This window comes from Nonomuraea sp. NPDC052634 (assembly GCF_040678535.1).
GTDB classification, from domain to species: Bacteria; Actinomycetota; Actinomycetes; order Streptosporangiales; family Streptosporangiaceae; genus Nonomuraea; species Nonomuraea fastidiosa.
On the sequence record NZ_JBFATY010000005.1, the window covers coordinates 126,520 to 144,288 of the forward strand.

Consider the following 17,769-nt stretch of genomic DNA (forward strand, 5'->3'; position numbering starts at 1 on the left):
CCTCACTCCCAGCGGAAGATTCGCGCCGCGACCCCACCAACTACCAGCGCATATGCCGCCATTATGGCAAGAATGAGGGGTTGTGTCGCCGCCCCGCTCCAGGCGTCGAACACGGCCTGGCGGAACAACCCCAGCGGGGTCCACTCCCCGATCGCGGCCAGCACCTCAGGCATGGCCTCCTTGGGCTGCATCAGGCCGCCGAGGAAGGCGAGCGGGAAGTAGAGCAGCACGCCGATGCCGTTCGCGGCCCGGCCGCTCGGCGCGGTCGCGGCGATGAGCAGGCCGATCGCGAAGACCGCCGAGGTGCCGAGCAGGAACGCGACCGCCATGGTCACGGCTCGCGCCGGCACGGCCGCCGAGAAGGCCGCGACCGAGACGCCCACGAGCAGCGCCGAGGCGAGCACCGCGAAGACGAGCTGCAGCGTCAGCTGCACGCCCAGCAGCGTGACCGGGCTGACCGGGGTCGTGGACAGCCGGCGCAGGATGCCCCGCTCCCGGTACGTGGCCAGCGTGGTCGGCACCATGTAGAGCCCCACCAGGCCCACCGCGACCGTCATCGACATCGCGGGCAGCGCGACGTCCCCGGGAGCGGCGCCGCTGCCGAAGACCGCCAGGATGAACAGCGGAATCACCATGCTGAAGATCGCGCCGGGATCGCGCAGCAGCAGCTTGGACTCGACGCGGGCGAGACTTCCGAAGCCGGTCACGCGTCCTCCCCGCCGTCGAACGGACGTCCCGTCAGGGCGGCGAACGCGTCGTCCAGCGTGTGCTGATCGACGCGCAGCCCGGCCACCGGCACGCGCTCACGCGCCAGCGCGGACGTCACCGCGACCGCGAACTCCCCGCGCCCCGCCACGATCACCTGCTCGCCCTGGCGGGTCACCGACACCACCCCGGGCAGCCCCGTCAGCAGCGCGTCGTCGAACGGCGCGAGCGGCTTGAACCGCAGGTGCTGATCGGCGTCCACGGCGGAGATCAGGTTCGCCGGGGTGTCGAGCGCGACGATCCTGCCCCGGTCGAACACCGCGACCCGGTCGCACAACTCCTCCACCTCGTCCATGAAGTGGCTCACCAGGACGACCGTGACGCCCGCCGCGCGTACCCGCTTGATCAGCTCCCAGGTGGCGCGGCGCGCGGCCGGGTCCAGGCCCGTCGTCAGCTCGTCGAGGAAGGCCACCTTCGGATCGCCCACCAGCGCCAGCGCGATGAACAGGCGCTGCTTCTGCCCGCCCGACAGCGCCCCGAACCTGGCCTTGCGCCGGTCGGCCAGCCCCCAATCCTCCAGGAGCCCCCGCCAATCCCTGGGGGATCGGTAGAAGGAGGCGAAGAGCTGCAGCGCCTCCTCCACCTTGATGTTCTCCGGCAGCAGCGACTGCTGGAGCTGCACGCCGACCTGGTGGCTCAGCTCCCGCCGATCCTTGACCGGGTCCAGCCCGAGCACCCTGACCGAGCCGCCGTCCGGCCGGCGCAGCCCCTCGATGCACTCCACCGTCGTCGTCTTGCCCGCCCCGTTGGGGCCGAGGATGCCGAAGATCTCACCCTCCGCCACGGAGAACGAGACCTCGTTCACCACCGGCAGCCCGCCGTACCGTTTGACGAGCGCGTCCACCTCGATAACCGCCATGCCCCTACTGTGGCGGGAGAGGCCCCTCGCCCGAATCGCCCGGCCGGCCACGAACCGGCGCCGATACGGCTGAGCCGCGAATCAACCGATCGGTGGATGCGCGGCTTACGTGTGGTCCTTGTCCTTGTTCCAGTCGCACCGGGGATGGTCGGTCTTGTACACCGAGCGGAAGTTGGCGAGCGACATCCACCCGTGCGTCCTGGTGCCCTTGATCCGCCCGTAGACCCAGAGGTTGCCGTGGGAGTTCTTCCTCCAGCAGTGGAAGTAGAGCACCTGCCCCGCGCGCATCCGGGTGACGTTGCACGCGCCTTGGGCCGGGTCCTTCTTCAGGTTGAACGACCCCTTCATCACCCCATAGCCGTCGTCCAGGTTGGGCCCGGTCGTCGTGCTGACGCGCGCACATCTGACGTACCACTGCTCGTCCTTGGGAGGCCCGGCTGCCACAGCGTGGGCGGCCGGGACTCCCGACAGGGCGACTCCGGCGGCCACCAGCGCCACCGCAGCCTTGCTCAGCAACCGCATATGCCTCTCCCATCCCTCGAAGTGACTTCTCGATCAGAAGTCTGGGCATGGGCGTGTTGAGGATGTGTTGAGAACGTGTTGATCCATCACTCCCGGGGGCGGCGGCGCAGCCGGGCCAAGAGCTCCCACAGCCTGGGCAGGAGGGCGGCAAGAGCGAGGGCGGCGAGGACGAGGAGCAGGTTGCGGCCGTAAGCCAGCGGCAGGATCGACGGGTTGTCGCCGCGGCGGCCCAGGGCGAGCACGGTCGGCAGGGTCGCGAGCGTCACCGTGCCCGCCACGATCGCGGCGGCCCGCACCGCCCAGCCCGTCCTGCGCAGTGCCAGCCCGGCCAGCAGCACCAGAGGCACGAGGATCGCGTCGTGCGCCACCGCCGCGCCGCCGAACCACACGGCCCAGCCCACCGGATTGCTCTCGGCGATGAGCCCGGCGAAGCCGAGCAGCACCAGGGCGGCGCCGGCCGCGTACATGATCCATCTCATGCGACCCGCACCGTCCCCACCCACTTGGTCTGCATGACGCCCGGCCGGTTCGGGGCGATGAGGCGTACCGGATAGCCGTGGTCGGGGTCGAGCGTGCGGCCGTTGAGCTTGAGCGCGAGCAGGGTGAGCGGGTCCTGCCAGTGCGGCGGGCGCACCTCGCTGCTGCGGTAGTAGCCGTTGCGCTCCAGCGACTCGACGGTCAGGAACGCGTCGGGCGCGCCGCCGGCCGCGGCGATCAGGTCGCGCAGGCGCACGCCCGTCCACTCGCACTCCACGCTCCACCCCTCCACGCAGGCGATCGGCAGCCGCACCGTGTGCTGCGGCATGCGGGCCAGCTCGGCGTAGCTGATCGACAGTTCCGTACGTACGGCGCCGGTCACGACCAGCCGGTACGCCGGGTCGCCGAGCACTTGCGTGACCCCGGCCGCCGCGGCGGACCTGTTGACCGGCACGCCCTGCGGCCCCACGTCCGGATCGCGCGGCGCGAGCACCGCGAGCCGCTTGAGCGGCGTGACGGTCTCGCCCGCGGTGACCAGCGCCGCCACGCCGCACGCGGCGGCCACCGTGGCGAGGAAGCGGCGGCGGTCCGGCTGCTCCACCCGCGTCCAGGCGTGCCGCCTGACCTTGGCCCACTCGTTGGCGACGTGGATGACGAGCGCGCCGTACACGATGAACGCCGTCCAGTAGTGCGCCTGCACGAACCCGAACGGCCACAGGTACGTGTAGGCGATGTTCATCAGCCCCGTGACGAGCTGGAACAGCGCCCCCGCGACCAGCAGCAGCACCGACAGCCGCTCGGCCGCGTGCCCGGCCGAGCGCAGCGGCGGCCACTGCCACAGCTTGGGATAGACCGTCCACAGCTTGGCGAGCAGCAGCGGGACCGTGGCGATGCCGCCGATGACGTGCAGTCCCTGCGTCACCCGGTAGAGGTTGACCGGCCGCGACGGCCACAGCAGCCAGGCGGGCGGGTGCTGGACGAAGTGGCTGAACAGCCCGGTCGCGAACGCGACGGTGAAGCTGACGCCCAGCCACATGCCCAGTTTGGCCGCCACCTGCTCCGAGTGCAGTGTGCTGGTGAACCGGCCGGCCAGCGACTTCGCCACGTCCTCGGCTCGTCTCAGTCGGCTGCTCATCGTCCCGCCCCGGTTACACGTGCTCGCGGATGTAGCGGACCAGGCCGGCGACGTCCTCGGGGACGAGGCGGCCGATGGCGCCGCTGGAGTAGACGCTGATCAGGACCCGGCCGTTCGGGTCCAGCACGAAGCCGGTCGACTGGAGGTAGAGCGGGTCTTCGTTGACGAACGCGCCCGTGGCGGCGGCGAACGCATGGGCGTCCGCGCCGTACCCCACCGGGAACTCCAGGCCGTGCTTGTGGATCGTCTCCTTGGTGGTGGCCTCGTCGTCCACGGAGGCCGCCACCACCTTGACGTCCAGGTCGGCCAGCTTGTCCAGCGAGCGCTGGAACGCGCGGAGCTGGGCGTTGCAGTACGGGCACCACGCGCCCCGGTAGAAGAGCACCACGCCGTAGTGGCCGGCGAGCGCGCCCGGCAGGTCGAGGGTCTGCCCGCCGGGCAGGGTCAGGGTGAGGCCGGGGAAGGTGTCTCCGGTGTCGAGCAGGCTCATCTCGTCGTTTCCTCTCTCGGGGTGATGGCTGGTCAGGCGGCGTCGGCGTCCCAGACCTGGGCGGTGCCGTCGTCGTTCGCCAGGTGGTCGAGCAGCTTCTTCGCCGACTGCTCCGGCGTGATCAGGCGCCCTTCGGCGTGCGTGCGGACGAACCGCTCGTGCAGCGCGGCCCCGATCCTCGCGGGGTCCTGGGCACGGATGTAGGCGGGCATGGCCGTGTCGACCACCCCGGGGCGGTAGACGTTGACGGTGACGCCGGTGCCGTCCAGCTCGAGCGCGAGGTTGATGGTGTGCATCTCGAGCGCGGCCTTGGTGGTGACGTACGCGTTGCCGCCGATCATGCTGGCCGGGCGGGTGACGGCGCAGGTCGAGACGTTGACGACGCGGCCCCAGCCCCGCTCGACCATGCCGGGTGTGAACGCCACCGCGAGCGTCACCGGCGCGAGCAGGTTGATGCGCGTGGCCGCCGCGTAGTCGGCGACGTCCAGGGTGGGCGTGGGCCGCAGCGGCCACACCACGCCCGCGTTGTTGACGAGGATGTCGACCGGGCCCAGCTCGCCGCGCACCCGCTCGATCGCGCGGGACAGCTCGCCCTCGTCGCCCAGGTCGGCGGGCACCACGTACGCGGTGCCGCCCGCCGCCTTGATGATGCCGGCCGTACCGGCCAGCTCGTCCTCCGACCGCGCGAGCAGCGCGACCCTCGCGCCGCCCGCGGCCAGACCGGCGGCGATGGCCCGGCCGATCCCCCGGCTTGCTCCGGTGACCAGGGCGGCCCTGCCTGTGAACGAATCGGTCATGCCCCGTTCGCGACGACCGGGGGCGAACCCTTACCGCGATGTGACGCAGGTCACTCGGTGATGGCGGCGAGCAGGCCCTCGAAGTCGTCGTCGCACGGGCCGCAGGCGCGCAGGTGCGCGGCGATGCCCGGATGACGCCGCTCCGCCTCGGCGGGGTCCTCGGCCGCCAGCTCCACGTACACGTGCAGCATGGCCATCGCCTCCTCGCAGCCCACGTCGCGCGGGTCGGTCCGCAGGAAGCGGTCGAGCTCGGCCCAGTCGTTCATGGGCGCCTCACCATCGTGTCGTCCACGTAACCCTTAGCGGCGAGCGCGGCCCTGAGCTTACGCCTGGCGTCGAACATCGTCTTGTAGATGGCGTTGCGGTTGGTGCACAGCTCGGCGGCCAGGACGTCCAGCGGCACGCCGGTGAGCACCAGCGCGACGAAGACGCGGCGCTGATGCTCGGTCAGCGTGTCCTGTACGGCCTGGCGCAGCGCGGCGAGCAGGTCGCGCCACTCCGACTCCCTGGCCGGGTCGAGCCCGAACCGGTCGGGCAGCCGCTCCCACCGCTCGCCCTCCATCGGCACGCCGGGGTCGCGCCAGAAGTGCCGCGCGACCTTCCCCGCCACCTCCAGCACGACGAACTTGTACGCCCAGGTCGTGAACCGGCTCTCACCCCGGAAATCGCCGATCTTGCGGGTGATGGCGAGCAGCGCGTCGGAGGTGGCCTGCTGGGCGAGGTCGTCGAGCTCGGGCCCGGTCACGCCGAGCCGCGCAGCGCGCCTGGCCACCTCTTTCCTGGCGATGCGCAGCAGCAGCGCGTGCAGCCGGTCGACGGCCTGCTGACGCTCCGGCGCGGAGCCGCGCAGCGCGCGCACCCACTCGGCCGACTCGTCGTCCAGCGTGACGCGCCCCGGCGAGATGCCTCCCCCCATGCGGGCATGCTACCGAGCCCGCTGGTTGGGCCGGCTAGGTGACGGTGACCAGGCGGAGGATCGCCGTACGCTGCCGCACGGTCCACCAGGCCGCGCCGAACACGCCGAGCACCACCGCCAGGAAGAGCCAGGCCACGGTGAGTCCCGCCGCCTCGACCAGCCAGCCCGCGAGCAGCGAGAAGCCCGCCTTGGCCGTGCCCGCGACCGCGTTGCGCACCACCGCGAACCTGCCCACCTGATCCTCGGGCGGCGCCTGGTTGGTCAGCACCTGCATCGCCATGACGTGGCCGGTCATCACCATGTTCAGCACCAGCATGACCAGCACGACGGCGGGCGGCCACAGCGTCGCGGCCACCGCCGCCGACAGCACGCCGCCCGCGACGAGCGCGGCGTTCAGGAACGTGCGCGAGGACATGCGGCCGCTGGACAGCGCGGCCCCGGCCAGGAAGCCGCCGCAGGTGCTCGCCACGGTGAGGATCGAGTACAGGGTGCTCGAACCGGGCGCGACGGCCTGCGCCAGCGGGACGGTGAGCGTCGAGATGAACGGCAGCGAGCCGCTGCTCGGCACCGAGTACAGCAGGATCAGCCGCAGCCGCCCCGCCGCGCCCGCGTCCGGCGCGGAGCCGGACCCGCGCCCCGGCCCCGTCGCGGGACCGGATCCGCGCGGCTGCTCCGGCTCCGGCACGGGATCGGCCTCCACCTCGGCCCCGGCGGGGGCCTCGGCGGCGGATCGCTCGCCGGCGGGGTTTTCCTCGCCGGACGAGCCCTCGTCGCCGGGGCCGTTCGCGGCGGCCGGGCGGGTATCGGCGTCCGGCCGGGAACCGACCCGCCAGGCCGAGGCCAGGCTCAGCACGTACAGCAGGGCCGCACCGCCGAAACACCACCCGGCGGCACCTGTCTCCAGCACCAGGCCCGCCGCGCCACCGCCGACCAGCCCGCCGACCAGCCCGAGCGAGGTCACCTGCTCGCGCAGCCTGATGCCCGCGGGCGACGGGAACCGCTGCCTGATCACGCGGCCGACGTACGCCTTGTTCAGCGCCTTGACCACGCTCAGCACGCACTGGGCGACGATGAACGCGCCCAGCACCACGTCATGAGACGACCCGGCGGCGTACACCAGGGCGAGGGCGGCCGAGCCGCCGGCCAGCGCCCAGTTGGTGAGGGCGAGCTGCCGCGAGGCGTGCCCGCCGTCCACCCGCTTGCGCAGCACGAGCCCGAGCACGATGCCCGGCACGTACGCGGCGGCGTTGACCACGCCGGTGACGGTGGCGTTGTGGGTCAGCTCGTACGACGCCCAGAGGATGGCGACCGCTTGCAGCGCCTCGGCGACGCTGCTGAGGAGGAAGTAGGCGAGCAGCCAGGCTCCGCCTTGGGGGATACGCGACAACGGTCGAAAGCACTCCTTGTCAGGATCGCCGCCAGCGGATCTCGCCGCCGACGACGGTGGTGAGCACCCGGGTGCGCAGCACCGCCGCCGGCGCCTCCAGGTAGGGGTCGGTGTCCACCGCGATGAAGTCGGCCAGCATGCCGGGCGCGAGCACGCCCTTGCGGTCCTGCTCGCCGGCCGCGTACGCGGCGCCCAGCGTGTGGGCGGTGATCGCCTCGGCCATGGTGAGCCGCTGCTCGGGCTGCCAGCCGCCCTCGGGGGTGCCGTCCTGCCTGGTGCGGGTGACCGCGGCGTACAGGGCGGCGAACGGGTCGGGGCTCTCCACGGGCGCGTCGGAGCCGAACGCGAGCGCGACGCCGGCGTCCAGCATGCCGCGCCAGGCGTACGAGGCGAGGTCGTGCCCGCCGAGCAGCGCGTCCACCAGGGAGATGTCGCTGGTGCAGTGCACCGGCTGCATCGAGGCGACGACCCCCAGCCTGGCCATCCGCGCCAGGTCCTGCGGCCTCAGGTGCTGGGCGTGCTCGATGCGGTGCCGCAGGCCCGGGGTCGGTCCGATCTCCTCGTACGCGTCCAGCACCAGCCGGTTGGCCCGGTCGCCGATGGCGTGCGTGGCCACCGCGATCCCGGCCGCCGCCGCGGTGCGGAAGATGCGGACGAGGTCCTCGTACGGGGTGACCGCGATGCCGGTGTTGCCGTCCTCGCCGGCGAACGGCCGGTGCATGTGGCAGGTGTGCGAGCCGAGCGCGCCGTCGCTGAACACCTTGACCGGCCCCGTCCGGATCCAGTCGTCGCCGTCCCCGGTCCTGCGCCCTTCGGCGATGGCCGCCTCCAGGTGGTCGAGCGGGATCGCCTTGTGCACCCGGATCTTCAGCTCGCCCGCCTCGCGCAGCTCCAGGTAGGCGGCGCGGCAGTCCTCGCCGTCGATGTCGTGCACGCTGGTCACGCCCAGCGCGAGCAGCTCCTCCTGGCCGGCGCGCAGGCGGTCGCGCAGGTCGCCGGAGACCATCAGGGCGCGCAGCGGGGCCGCCGCCGCTTCCCGCAGGATGCCGGTGGGCTCGCCGTCCGCGTCCCTGACGATCTCGCCGCCCACCGGGTCGGGGGTGCTCGCGTCGATGCCGGCCAGCCGCAGTGCGGCGGTGTTGGCCCAGACGGTGTGGGTGTCGGCGTTCGGCAGCGCCACGGGCAGGTCGGGGCAGACCGAGTCGAGCGCGCGGCGGTCGGGCTGGACGGGCGGGTCCCAGGTGTTGCTGTCCCACCGGCCGCCGAACAGCCACCCGCCGGGACGCAGCCTGGCCGCGTGCGCGGCGATCCTGGCCAGCGCCTCGTCCAGGGAACGCGCGTCGCGCAGGTCGACGCCGGTGAGGCTGTTGGCGTACTGGGCGGTGTGGATGTGGGCGTCGTAGAAGCCGGGCAGGACGGCGGCTCCGTCGAGGTCCACCGGCTCCGCCGCCGGGCCCGCCGCCGCGCGCACCTCGTCCTCGGTGCCCACGGCCACGATCCGCTCGCCGTCCACGGCCATGGCCGAAGCGGCGGGAGCGCCGGCGACACCGGTGCGGATGGCGGCGTTGCGGTAGACGAGCATGCGGTGGTGACCTCTCAGTGCCGCTCCCAGCAGGAGTCGCGAAAAGGGCAGGAAGCACTATAGACACGCGCTTTCCCAGCTCATCACCCGGCTCGGTCACCGGCGGGCGGGCGGGCGTCAGGAGGCGAGGCCGTGGCGGTAGGCGTAGACGACGGCCTGGACGCGGTCGCGCAGGTCGAGCTTGGTGAGGATGCGGGAGACGTACGTCTTGACGGTCTCCTGGCTGATCACCAGGGTGGCGGCGATCTCGCTGTTGGACTGGCCGTCGGCGATGAGGCGCAGCACCTCCAGCTCGCGCGGCGTCAGGGCGGGCTCGGTGGCCTGGACGTCGGCGGGGCGGATGCGGGCGGCGAACTTGCCGACGAGCTGCCTGGTCACCTCCGGGTCGATCAGCGCGGCGCCGGTGGCGACCGTACGGATGCCGTGCAGGAGCTGGGCCGGCGGGGCGTCCTTGAGCAGGAAGCCGCTGGCACCCGCGCGGAGCGCCTCGTAGACGTACTCGTCGAGGTTGAAGGTGGTGACGACGAGCACCTTGATGGGATCCTCGACGCCGGCCCCGGCGAGCCGGCGAGTGGCCTCGATGCCGTCGAGCACGGGCATGCGGATGTCCATCACGACGAGGTCGGGGCCGAGCTTGCGGGCCATCTCGACCGCGGTGCGGCCGTCACCGCACTCGCCGATGACCTCCATGTCGGGTTGCGCGTCGATGATGGTGGCGAACCCGGTGCGGATGAGCGCCTGGTCGTCGCAGACCAGCACCCGGATCGGCGCGGTCACGACCCGCTCCCCGTGGGGATGACGGCGCGTACGGCGAAGCCGCCGCCGGCCTGCGGTTCGGCGGTGAACTCACCGCCGAGGGCTTCGACGCGTTCGCGGAGCCCGGTCAGGCCGCGCCCGCTGCCTCCCACGGCCGCGGCACGGGAGCCGGAGCCGTCGGTGGTGACCGCCACGCTGATCTCCTCCTCGCCATAGCGCACCTGGACAACGGTGTGGCTGCCGTGCGCGTACTTGAGGGCGTTCGTCAGAGCTTCCTGGACGACTCTATAGGTGACGAACTCGGCACTGCCCGCCGATTCGGATGGTTTGCCCTCTTCGTCGAACTCGACCGGCTGTCCGGCCTGCCGGGTCTGCTCGATCAGGTCGCCGATGTCGCTCGCCGACGGCACGGTGAAGTCCGCCTCGTGCTCGGGGTTGAGCACGTCGAGCAGGTGGCGCAGGTCGGAGATGGCCCGCCGGCCCGTCTCGGTGACGGAGGCGAGCGCGCTGTCGAGGCGCTCGGGGGCCGCGGTGAGGTAGCGCGCCGCCTCGGCCTGCACGACCATGGCGGTGACGTGGTGGGTCACGACGTCGTGCAGCTCGCGGGCGATGCGGGTGCGCTCGGCGGTGCGGGTGGCCTCGGCGATGCGGCGGCGGCGTTCGGCCTCGGCGGCGCGGGTGGAGCGCACCCAGGAGCCGACTCCCCACAGGACCACGAGCGCCACGTAGAACACCACCAGGTCCGACGGCGTCTCCTTCGAGCCCAGCATCTCGAGCCAGGAGATCAGCACCAGGTACGCCAGCGTGAGCAGGACGGCGGTGAGCTTCCTGCGGCGTTCGAGGTGGGCGCCGGTGTTGATGAGCGCGAGCGGCAGCGCCATGCTGCTCACCGCGTGGTAGGCCATGACCTGGTCGAGCGAGAAGCCGATGACCACCAGCGTGACGCACAGGCCCGGGCGCCGCCGCCGCACAATGAGCGGCAGGGCCTCCAGCGCGATCACCACGAGCGCGAAGACGTCGAAGGGGCGGTTGGGCAGCAGGCCGAGCGAGGTGCCGCTGCCGTGGAACTCGGGCACCAGCGAGAGGACGACCAGCAGGAGCGCCAGGGGGAGGTCCCGTACTGTGACGTCGCTCCGCCGCCAGACCTCCCCGATGCGTCGAAGATCCATCACCCGGCGAGCCTAGCGGTTGCGCGGGGTGGTATGCCCAATTCGGAGCGAAGTCGTGGCGGCTTGTCCCCCTTGCGAGCTACTGGCGATTGTCCACTGTGTGGTGACGCTTCAGGGGTGCTCGATTCCGTAGCGTAACGGACGTAACGCCGAGGACGTTCCTTTAAGCCCCTGGAGGACACCATGTTCCGCACCTTCAAGAAGACCGCCCTGACCGCCGTCGCCGTCGCCCTGCTCGGCATGGCGGCCGCCGGTTGCAACCCCGACGAGCTCGACAAGCTTGACGAGTTGGACAAGCTGGACAAGCTCGACTCCCTGGTGACCACGTCCTCGGAGCCCGCAGAGAAGCTGTTCACCGGGACCCAGAAGATCGACGTGGCGGGCGTGAAGGTGAACGTGTCCTGCACCGGCGAGGCCGAGAAGGACAAGCCGGTGATCATGCTGATGGCCGGTGCGGGTGACGGCCTGGACAAGCTGGCCTCCCTGCAGAAGACGCTGAGCGCCAAGCACCGGGTCTGCTCCTACGACCGCCCCGGCGAGGGCGCCAGCGACAAGCCCAAGGGCCCGCAGACCTTCGACAGCGCGGGCGAGGTGCTGACCGCGGTGCTCGACAAGGCCGCGGGCGACCACCCGGTGGTGCTGGCCGGCCACTCGCTCGGCGGCCTGCTCGCCGGCCGGTACGCCCCCGAGCACACCGACAGGGTCAAGGGCGTCGTCCTCATGGACGCCACCCCGCCCACCATGCTCAGCGACATGGAGAAGTCGATCCCCGCGAACGCCAAGGGCCCGGCCGGCCAGCTCCGCGCCCAGAACCTCGCGGTCTTCAAGGGGCAGAACCCGGAGCTGCTGAGCATGCCCGACGGCCCGGTCGGCTCCGCCGGTGACATCCCGGTCGAGGTGCTCAAGCACGGCAAGGAGTACCTCGCGGCGATCCCCCAGTACGGGCAGAAGCTGGAGCAGGCCTGGACCGCCGGCCAGCGCAAGTGGCTCGGCCTGTCCAGCAACAGCAAGCTGATCGTGGCCGACAAGAGCGAGCACTACATCTACGTCGACCAGCCCGAGCTCGCCGTCGAGTCCATCGAGCGGGTCGCCGGGCAGGCCGCCGGAGGCCAGTCCTGACCAGCCGGGTCTGCTCCACCCGAATTTGCCCCGACCGGCCGATCCTGACCGGCCATCCCCGACCTGCCTGTCCTGACCGGCCGTCCCTCACCAGCCGGTCCCGGACGGCCGTCCCCGACCTGCCTGTCCTGACCGGCCATCCCTGACCAGCCGGTCCGAACCGGCCACATCCGATCGGCCCGTAGCGGCCGGACCACAGACCGGGCGCGCCACCAGATCGGGCGCGCTGCCAGACCGGGGCGCGTGCCCCGCCGCTCTCAGGGGCTTGCGGCGGGCACGCGCCTCGTTCCGTGTGTACGGGGCCACGCGCTGTACGCGGGCGCAGAAGCGGCGCAGCCGGTCACCGGCACACAGCCCCCGGCCCTGCCGCCGCTGCCCTGGGGACGACAGACGCCCACGACCGGGCCCGTCGCCTACCCGCCACCGTCCGGCGTGCCCGACACGGCGGTGCGCATGGACGTCGTCAACGTCGGCCGGCCCGGGATCGGGTGGGTGCGCAATGGGGCGTACTGGTTCGACGTGCGGGCGCCGCACCGGCTCGCCGGCTACTCGGGCGGTGACCTGCTGACCGCTACGGAGCCCGCCGAGGACGACGCGGCCCGCCTGACGGCCACGCCCGGCGGGGATCAGGAGGCGAAGGACACGTACGCGGCGCTGGCGGCCGAGCGGCGCCGCCGGCCTGGCCTCCGCCCTCCCCACCTCCTGAGCCCGAGACCCGGCGGCGGGGTCGCGGCCGGCGCTCACGGGGCAGGGGGCGAGCCGGCGCGCAGGGGGTATGGCGAATACGCGAGTTGCCGCAGGGGCGCGGACAACGCACCCCCGGCGCGCATCACTCCTCCGTCAGTTCCTGGATGGCGGCGCGCTGGGCGGCGGTGGCGCGGGTGACCCAGTCGAGGATGAGCTCCAGCTCGTCGTCGGTGTACCGGTCGTAAAGCTCGGCGAGCCTGGTCACGAACGGCTCGAACAGCTCGGCGAAGCCGGCCAGCCGGGCGTGGTCGATCTCCACGATGACCCGGCGGCGGTCCTTGGTGTCGCGTACGCGCCGGGCGAGCTGCTTGGCCTCCAGCCGGTCGATGAGCCCGCTGACCGTGGCGGGCGCGAGGCCGGTGTGCTGGCCGATCTCCCCCGCGGTGAGCGGCCCGAGGCGCTGCAGCAGGTCGAGCGTCTTCTCCTCGGTCATGCCGAGCCCGAGCCGCTCGCCGAGCGCGCTGTGGTACATCACCGCCGCGTTGCTCTGCTCGCGCCCGGCCGTGGTGAGCGCCTCCAGCAGACTCTTTCGTCGCTCCGAAATATCTCTCGACACCGTTCGCCACCCTTGCCTATTATTTCGTTCGTCCGAACGAAAGGTTATCACCATGAAGGCTCTGATCATAGGTTGTGGCATCGCAGGACCCGTGACCGCGATGGCGCTGCGCGAGGTGGGCATCGACGCCGAGATCTACGAGGCGTACGCGCGCGGCGCCGACGACGTCGGATCCTTCCTCAACGTGGCCTCCAACGGCCTGGCCGCGCTGCGCGTGCTCGACGCCCACCACGAAGTGCTCAAGGCCGGCATCCCCACGCCGCGCATGGTGATGTGGAGCGGCACCGGCAAGCGGCTGGGCGAGGTGGCCAACGGGCTGGAGCTGGACGACGGCACGGTCAGCCACACGATCTTGCGCTCCGACCTCTACCGGATCGTGCGCGACGAGGCCGAGCGGCGCGGCATCCCCATCACGTACGGCAAGCGCCTCACCTTCTACGACGAGAAGCCGGACGCGGTGACGGCGGTGTTCAAGGACGGCAGCCGCGCCACCGGTGACCTGCTCATCGCCTGCGACGGCGTGCACTCGCGCACCCGCACGGTGCTCGACCCGCAGGCCCCGTCCCCGCGCTACAGCGGCCTGTACGGCTTCGGCGGCATCGTCGCCGAGTCCGGCCTCGCCGGGGAGCCCGGCACGTACCACATGGTGTTCGGCAAGCGCGCCTTCTTCGGCTACACGGTGGCGGCGTCCGGCGAGACCTGGTGGTTCGCGAACCTGCCGCGCAAGCTCGGCGACGTGCCGGCCGACTGGAAGCCGGTGCTGGTCGACGCCTTCAAGCGGGACGCGAACGCCTCCGCCGACCTCATCAGGCGCAGCGACGTCGGCCCTGGGCTGCCCATCTACGACCTGCCCGAGCTGCCGACCTGGCACCGGGGCCGGGTGCTACTCACCGGCGACTCCGCGCACGCCACCTCGCCCAGCTCCGGCCAGGGCGCCTCGCTGGCGATCGAGGACGCGATCGTGCTGGCCCGCTGCCTGCGCGAGAGCGGCGACCACGAGGAGGCGTTCAAGCGCTTCGAGTCCGAACGGCGGCCGCGGGCGGAGCGCGTGGTGGCGTACTCCAGGACGATCAGCAACAGCAAGGCCGCGGGGCCGATCGTGCGGGTCATCCGCGACCTGATGATGCCGTTCTTCCTCAAGAAGAGCGCCGGCCAGGAGTCGCTGGCCTGGATGTACCGCTACCAGGTCAGCCTGTGAGGCCGCCCGGGTGCTGTGCGGGGCCGTCGATCGCCGCGGCCTGAACTCGACGGCCCCGCGTGCTCCTCACAACTCACTTCCCCGTACAGTGAGGTGTCCGCCACAACCCCTGTGAGCTTGGAGTACGTGTTGCACGAGAAGTTGTCGGCGATCTATGACAACGTCCTGCGCCGCAACCCTGGCGAGATCGAGTTCCACCAGGCGGTGCGCGAAGTCCTCGAAAGCATCGGCCCAGTGCTCGGCAAGCACCCCGAGTACGCCGAATCGAAGATCATCGAGCGGATCTGCGAGCCCGAGCGGCAGATCATCTTCCGCGTCCCATGGACGGACGACAAGGGCGAGGTGCACATCAACCGGGGCTTCCGGGTGGAGTTCAACAGCGCGCTCGGCCCCTACAAGGGCGGCCTGCGCTTCCACCCGTCGGTCTACCTCGGGATCGTCAAGTTCCTGGGCTTCGAGCAGATCTTCAAGAACAGCCTGACCGGACTGCCCATCGGGGGCGGCAAGGGCGGCTCCGACTTCGACCCCAAGGGCCGCTCCGACGGCGAGGTCATGCGGTTCTGCCAGAGCTTCATGACCGAGCTCTACCGGCACATCGGCGAGTACACCGACGTGCCCGCCGGTGACACCGGTGTCGGCGGCCGCGAGATCGGCTACCTGTTCGGCCAGTACAAGCGCATCACCAACCGCTACGAGTCCGGCGTCATCACCGGCAAGGGCCTGGTCTACGGCGGCGCCCAGGTGCGCACCGAGGCCACCGGCTACGGTTGCAGCTTCTTCGTGCAGGAGATGCTGAAGGCGCGCGGCACGTCGTTCGACGGCAAGCGGGTCGTGGTGTCCGGCTCGGGCAACGTCGCCATCTACACCATCGAGAAGGTCGAGCAGCTCGGCGGCGTCGTCGTGGCCTGCTCCGACTCCTCCGGCTACGTGCTCGACGAGAAGGGCATCGACCTCGACCTGCTCAAGCAGATCAAGCAGGTGGAGCGAGCCAGGCTCGACGTGTACGCCCAGCGCCGCCCCCACGCCACGTTCGTGCCGGGGCGCAGCGTCTGGGAGGTGCCCGGCGAGGTGGCGATGCCGTCGGCCACTCAGAACGAGATCACCGGCCACGACGCCGCCACCATGGTCGCCAACGGCCTGATCGCGGTCGGCGAGGGCGCCAACATGCCGACCACGCCCGAGGGCATCAAGGTGTTCCAGGAGGCGGGCATCGCGTACGGGCCCGGCAAGGCGGCCAACGCGGGCGGCGTCGCGACCAGCGCCCTGGAGATGCAGCAGAACGCCAGCCGCGACTCCTGGACGTTCGAGTTCTCCGAGCAGCGGCTGCAGGAGATCATGCGCGACATCCACGACCGCTGCCTGGCCACCGCCGACGAGTACGGCATGCCGGGCAACTACGTGGCCGGCGCGAACATCGACGGCTTCCGCCGCGTCGCGGACGCCATGCTCGCCCTCGGCCTGATCTGACGGGCCTGATCTGATGGGCCTGATCTGACGGGCCTGATCCAACCGGCCTTCTTCTTTCCGGCCGACCCGGCCAACGACGTCCGGGTCCACCGGCCACCTGACCCTCCGCCTGAAAACGCGCCCGTCAGCGCCAGGCGGACACCGTACGGGCGACGTAGTCGCCGAAGTCGATCGGATCGCGGCCGAGCGCCCGCCGCACCCCGTCGCGCGGCTCGACGAACAGGCCCGCGCATCTTCGCGTACAACGCGTTCAGCTCCTCCGCCGCCTCTTGCGACGCGCCCTCCGCCAGCAGCTCCTCGCGGTACTGCTCAGGGGTCACCGTCTCGTACGTGATGGACCGCCCCGACGCCTTGGCGATGGCCGCCACCGCCTCGCCGAACGTCAGCCCGCGCGGCCCGGACAGCGTGTAGACCTGCTCGTGGTGGCCGTCCTCGGTGAGCGCCACCGCGGCGACCTCGGCGATGCCGCCGCTGACGTATCTGAAGGAGTGGCGGATGGCGCTGGCCGCCGACCTGCTGGGCGAGCCCGCCTCGACCGTCGCCGCGGTCGCCCGCCGGGTGGGGTACGCCGACGCGTTCGGGTTCAGCACGGCGTTCAAGCGCTTCTACGGCGCCAGCCCCACCGAGTGCCGCGCGTCCTGCCAGGCGTGAAGGCGCTGTAGCGTGCTGGCGGGCTCGCCGGCGACCGGCCGGCGGACGACGGCGGGGCTCAGCGCAGCGCGCGCTTGACGGTCGTGAGCCGCCTGGGGTGGTTGGTCATGATGCCGTCCACCCCGTACGAGATCAGCTTGCGCAGCACGGCGGGCTTCTCCGCCGTCCAGGTGTAGACCCGCATGCCGCGCCTGTGCACCTTCTCGACGTACCGAGGGGTGAGCTGCTTGTGCGCCAGCGTGAGCCCGTCGGCGTAGCGGGCCAGCTCGCTCAGGCGGGCCTCGTGCGGCCGGCCGAGCAGCGCGATCGGCAGTCCCGGCACCATGGCGCGCAGCACCCGCATCGACTGCCAGCCGAACGCCTGCACGGCGAGCCGCCCGTCGCCCCACAGGTCACGCGTCTCCAGCAGCTCGGCGGCCACCCTGCGGTCGATGTCCGGCCGGTCCGGCGGGTGCTTGATCTCCAGCAGCAGCCGGGTGCCGGTGCCGCGTACCGAGCGCAGGGCCTGCGCGAGCGTCGGCACGCCCTCACCCCGGAAGCGGGGGGAGAACCAGGAGCCGGCGTCGAGCCGCTGGATCTCCTCCAGCGTGAAGTCCGAGACCCGCCACGGCGCCCGCTCCGGGAAGAGCTTCTCGACGTTCGTGGTCCGGTCGAGCGTCTCGTCGTGCATCAGCACGAGTTTGCCGTCCTTGGTCTGCTGGACGTCGAACTCGCACACGTCCGCACCCTGCCTCCTGGCCAGGGCGCAGGCCGCGATCGTGTTCTCCGGTGCCTTCGCCATGCCGCCCCGGTGGGCGATGGTGTCCACGTGGGGCGGCACGACGGGCGCGGCGACGGCGGCGGGGCCCGGCACGACGCCAAGGCCCGCCACGGTTGAAACGGCGAGAACGCCGAGAAAGCGATACATGGTCACTCCCCCCGGTATTGCTGTGCCAGAGAAATTCCCACTAAGGGGGGAATGACCGTTTCCTCCGCGCGTGTCGCAAAGATCCGTACGAACTTTTGACCGCGCGCCTTCCGGCCGACCGCCGGCCGCACGACCGCGACAAGCGCCCGCAGGCGACGGCTACAAGACCGCGACAGGCACCTGCAGGACGCCGGCCGCAAGACCATGACAGGCGCCCGCAGGCCGCAGGTTGCACGACCGCGACGGGCGCCCGCACGCCGGAGCGCCCG

19 protein-coding genes are annotated in these 17,769 nt (G+C 71.7%); 4 read left to right on the forward strand and 15 right to left on the reverse strand.

Translation table 11 applies throughout. The features are described from left to right. Positions 1 to 2: 2 nt before the first annotated feature. The 13 genes from AB0K67_RS23040 to AB0K67_RS23100 all read right to left on the reverse strand — a co-directional run bounded on the left by AB0K67_RS23040 (position 3) and on the right by AB0K67_RS23100 (position 10,858). Entirely contained in the window at positions 3 to 707 is a 705-nt protein-coding gene (locus AB0K67_RS23040; protein WP_364063592.1) for an ABC transporter permease, read from the reverse strand. Next, entirely contained in the window at positions 704 to 1,624 is a 921-nt protein-coding gene (locus tag AB0K67_RS23045; protein WP_364063595.1) for an ABC transporter ATP-binding protein, read from the reverse strand. Before AB0K67_RS23045 ends, AB0K67_RS23040 begins: the two co-directional genes overlap by 4 nt. A gap of 105 nt (positions 1,625 to 1,729) precedes the next feature. Then, positions 1,730 to 2,146, reverse strand: coding sequence for a hypothetical protein (locus AB0K67_RS23050; protein WP_364063598.1), 417 nt, complete (start codon positions 2,144 to 2,146; stop codon positions 1,730 to 1,732). 86 nt (positions 2,147 to 2,232) lie between these two features. Continuing rightward, positions 2,233 to 2,625 carry a hypothetical protein gene (locus tag AB0K67_RS23055; protein ID WP_364063601.1) on the reverse strand — a complete coding sequence of 131 codons (393 nt, stop codon included), beginning with the start codon at positions 2,623 to 2,625 and terminating at the stop codon, positions 2,233 to 2,235. After that, entirely contained in the window at positions 2,622 to 3,758 is a 1,137-nt protein-coding gene (locus tag AB0K67_RS23060) for a molybdopterin-dependent oxidoreductase (protein WP_364063604.1), read from the reverse strand. The genes AB0K67_RS23055 and AB0K67_RS23060 overlap by 4 nt, the downstream gene beginning before the upstream one ends. Positions 3,759 to 3,771: 13 nt before the next feature. Next, on the reverse strand, positions 3,772 to 4,248 hold the full coding sequence (locus AB0K67_RS23065) for a peroxiredoxin family protein (RefSeq protein ID WP_364063607.1): 477 nt from the start codon (positions 4,246 to 4,248) through the stop codon (positions 3,772 to 3,774). Between the two features lie 32 nt (positions 4,249 to 4,280). Next, the gene (locus AB0K67_RS23070; protein ID WP_364063610.1) at positions 4,281 to 5,045 is read right to left on the reverse strand and encodes an SDR family NAD(P)-dependent oxidoreductase; all 765 of its coding nucleotides are present in this window, start codon (positions 5,043 to 5,045) and stop codon (positions 4,281 to 4,283) included. Positions 5,046 to 5,095: 50 nt separating this feature from the next. Continuing rightward, positions 5,096 to 5,311 (reverse strand): hypothetical protein, encoded by a 216-nt coding sequence (locus tag AB0K67_RS23075; protein ID WP_364063613.1) that lies wholly within the window; start codon positions 5,309 to 5,311, stop codon positions 5,096 to 5,098. Then, positions 5,308 to 5,961 (reverse strand): sigma-70 family RNA polymerase sigma factor, encoded by a 654-nt coding sequence (locus AB0K67_RS23080; RefSeq protein ID WP_364063615.1) that lies wholly within the window; start codon positions 5,959 to 5,961, stop codon positions 5,308 to 5,310. Before AB0K67_RS23080 ends, AB0K67_RS23075 begins: the two co-directional genes overlap by 4 nt. Positions 5,962 to 5,995: 34 nt before the next feature. Next, positions 5,996 to 7,348 carry a hypothetical protein gene (locus AB0K67_RS23085; RefSeq protein ID WP_364063618.1) on the reverse strand — a complete coding sequence of 451 codons (1,353 nt, stop codon included), beginning with the start codon at positions 7,346 to 7,348 and terminating at the stop codon, positions 5,996 to 5,998. Positions 7,349 to 7,367: 19 nt separating this feature from the next. Then, positions 7,368 to 8,930, reverse strand: a complete 1,563-nt coding sequence (locus AB0K67_RS23090; RefSeq protein ID WP_364063621.1) for an amidohydrolase — start codon at positions 8,928 to 8,930, stop codon at positions 7,368 to 7,370. Positions 8,931 to 9,047: 117 nt separating this feature from the next. After that, entirely contained in the window at positions 9,048 to 9,707 is a 660-nt protein-coding gene (locus AB0K67_RS23095) for a response regulator transcription factor (RefSeq protein WP_364063623.1), read from the reverse strand. Next, the gene (locus AB0K67_RS23100) at positions 9,704 to 10,858 is read right to left on the reverse strand and encodes a histidine kinase (protein WP_364063626.1); all 1,155 of its coding nucleotides are present in this window, start codon (positions 10,856 to 10,858) and stop codon (positions 9,704 to 9,706) included. The genes AB0K67_RS23095 and AB0K67_RS23100 overlap by 4 nt, the downstream gene beginning before the upstream one ends. Before the next feature lie 180 nt (positions 10,859 to 11,038). Between AB0K67_RS23100 and AB0K67_RS23105 the strand changes: the two genes are divergently transcribed. Continuing rightward, complete coding sequence (locus tag AB0K67_RS23105) at positions 11,039 to 11,974, forward strand: alpha/beta fold hydrolase (protein ID WP_364063629.1); 936 nt, start codon at positions 11,039 to 11,041, stop codon at positions 11,972 to 11,974. A gap of 829 nt (positions 11,975 to 12,803) precedes the next feature. Here the strand turns inward: AB0K67_RS23105 and AB0K67_RS23110 are convergent. After that, positions 12,804 to 13,277 (reverse strand): MarR family transcriptional regulator, encoded by a 474-nt coding sequence (locus AB0K67_RS23110; protein WP_364063632.1) that lies wholly within the window; start codon positions 13,275 to 13,277, stop codon positions 12,804 to 12,806. Positions 13,278 to 13,329: 52 nt separating this feature from the next. Between AB0K67_RS23110 and AB0K67_RS23115 the strand changes: the two genes are divergently transcribed. The 3 genes from AB0K67_RS23115 (at position 13,330) to AB0K67_RS23125 (ending at position 16,593) form a co-directional block, all read left to right on the forward strand. After that, the gene (locus AB0K67_RS23115) at positions 13,330 to 14,475 is read left to right on the forward strand and encodes an NAD(P)/FAD-dependent oxidoreductase (protein ID WP_364063634.1); all 1,146 of its coding nucleotides are present in this window, start codon (positions 13,330 to 13,332) and stop codon (positions 14,473 to 14,475) included. A 126-nt stretch (positions 14,476 to 14,601) separates the two neighbouring features. Next, a complete protein-coding gene (gdhA, locus tag AB0K67_RS23120) occupies positions 14,602 to 15,942 on the forward strand; it encodes an NADP-specific glutamate dehydrogenase (RefSeq protein ID WP_364063637.1) in 1,341 nt (446 codons plus the stop codon). 435 nt (positions 15,943 to 16,377) lie between these two features. Next, the gene (locus AB0K67_RS23125; protein ID WP_364063640.1) at positions 16,378 to 16,593 is read left to right on the forward strand and encodes an AraC family transcriptional regulator; all 216 of its coding nucleotides are present in this window, start codon (positions 16,378 to 16,380) and stop codon (positions 16,591 to 16,593) included. A gap of 58 nt (positions 16,594 to 16,651) precedes the next feature. On the opposite strand, the gene AB0K67_RS23130 is transcribed toward AB0K67_RS23125, so the two are convergent. Continuing rightward, positions 16,652 to 17,500: a glycerophosphodiester phosphodiesterase family protein gene (locus tag AB0K67_RS23130; RefSeq protein WP_364063643.1), complete on the reverse strand. Its 849-nt coding sequence runs from the start codon at positions 17,498 to 17,500 to the stop codon at positions 16,652 to 16,654. Positions 17,501 to 17,769 lie beyond the last annotated feature (269 nt).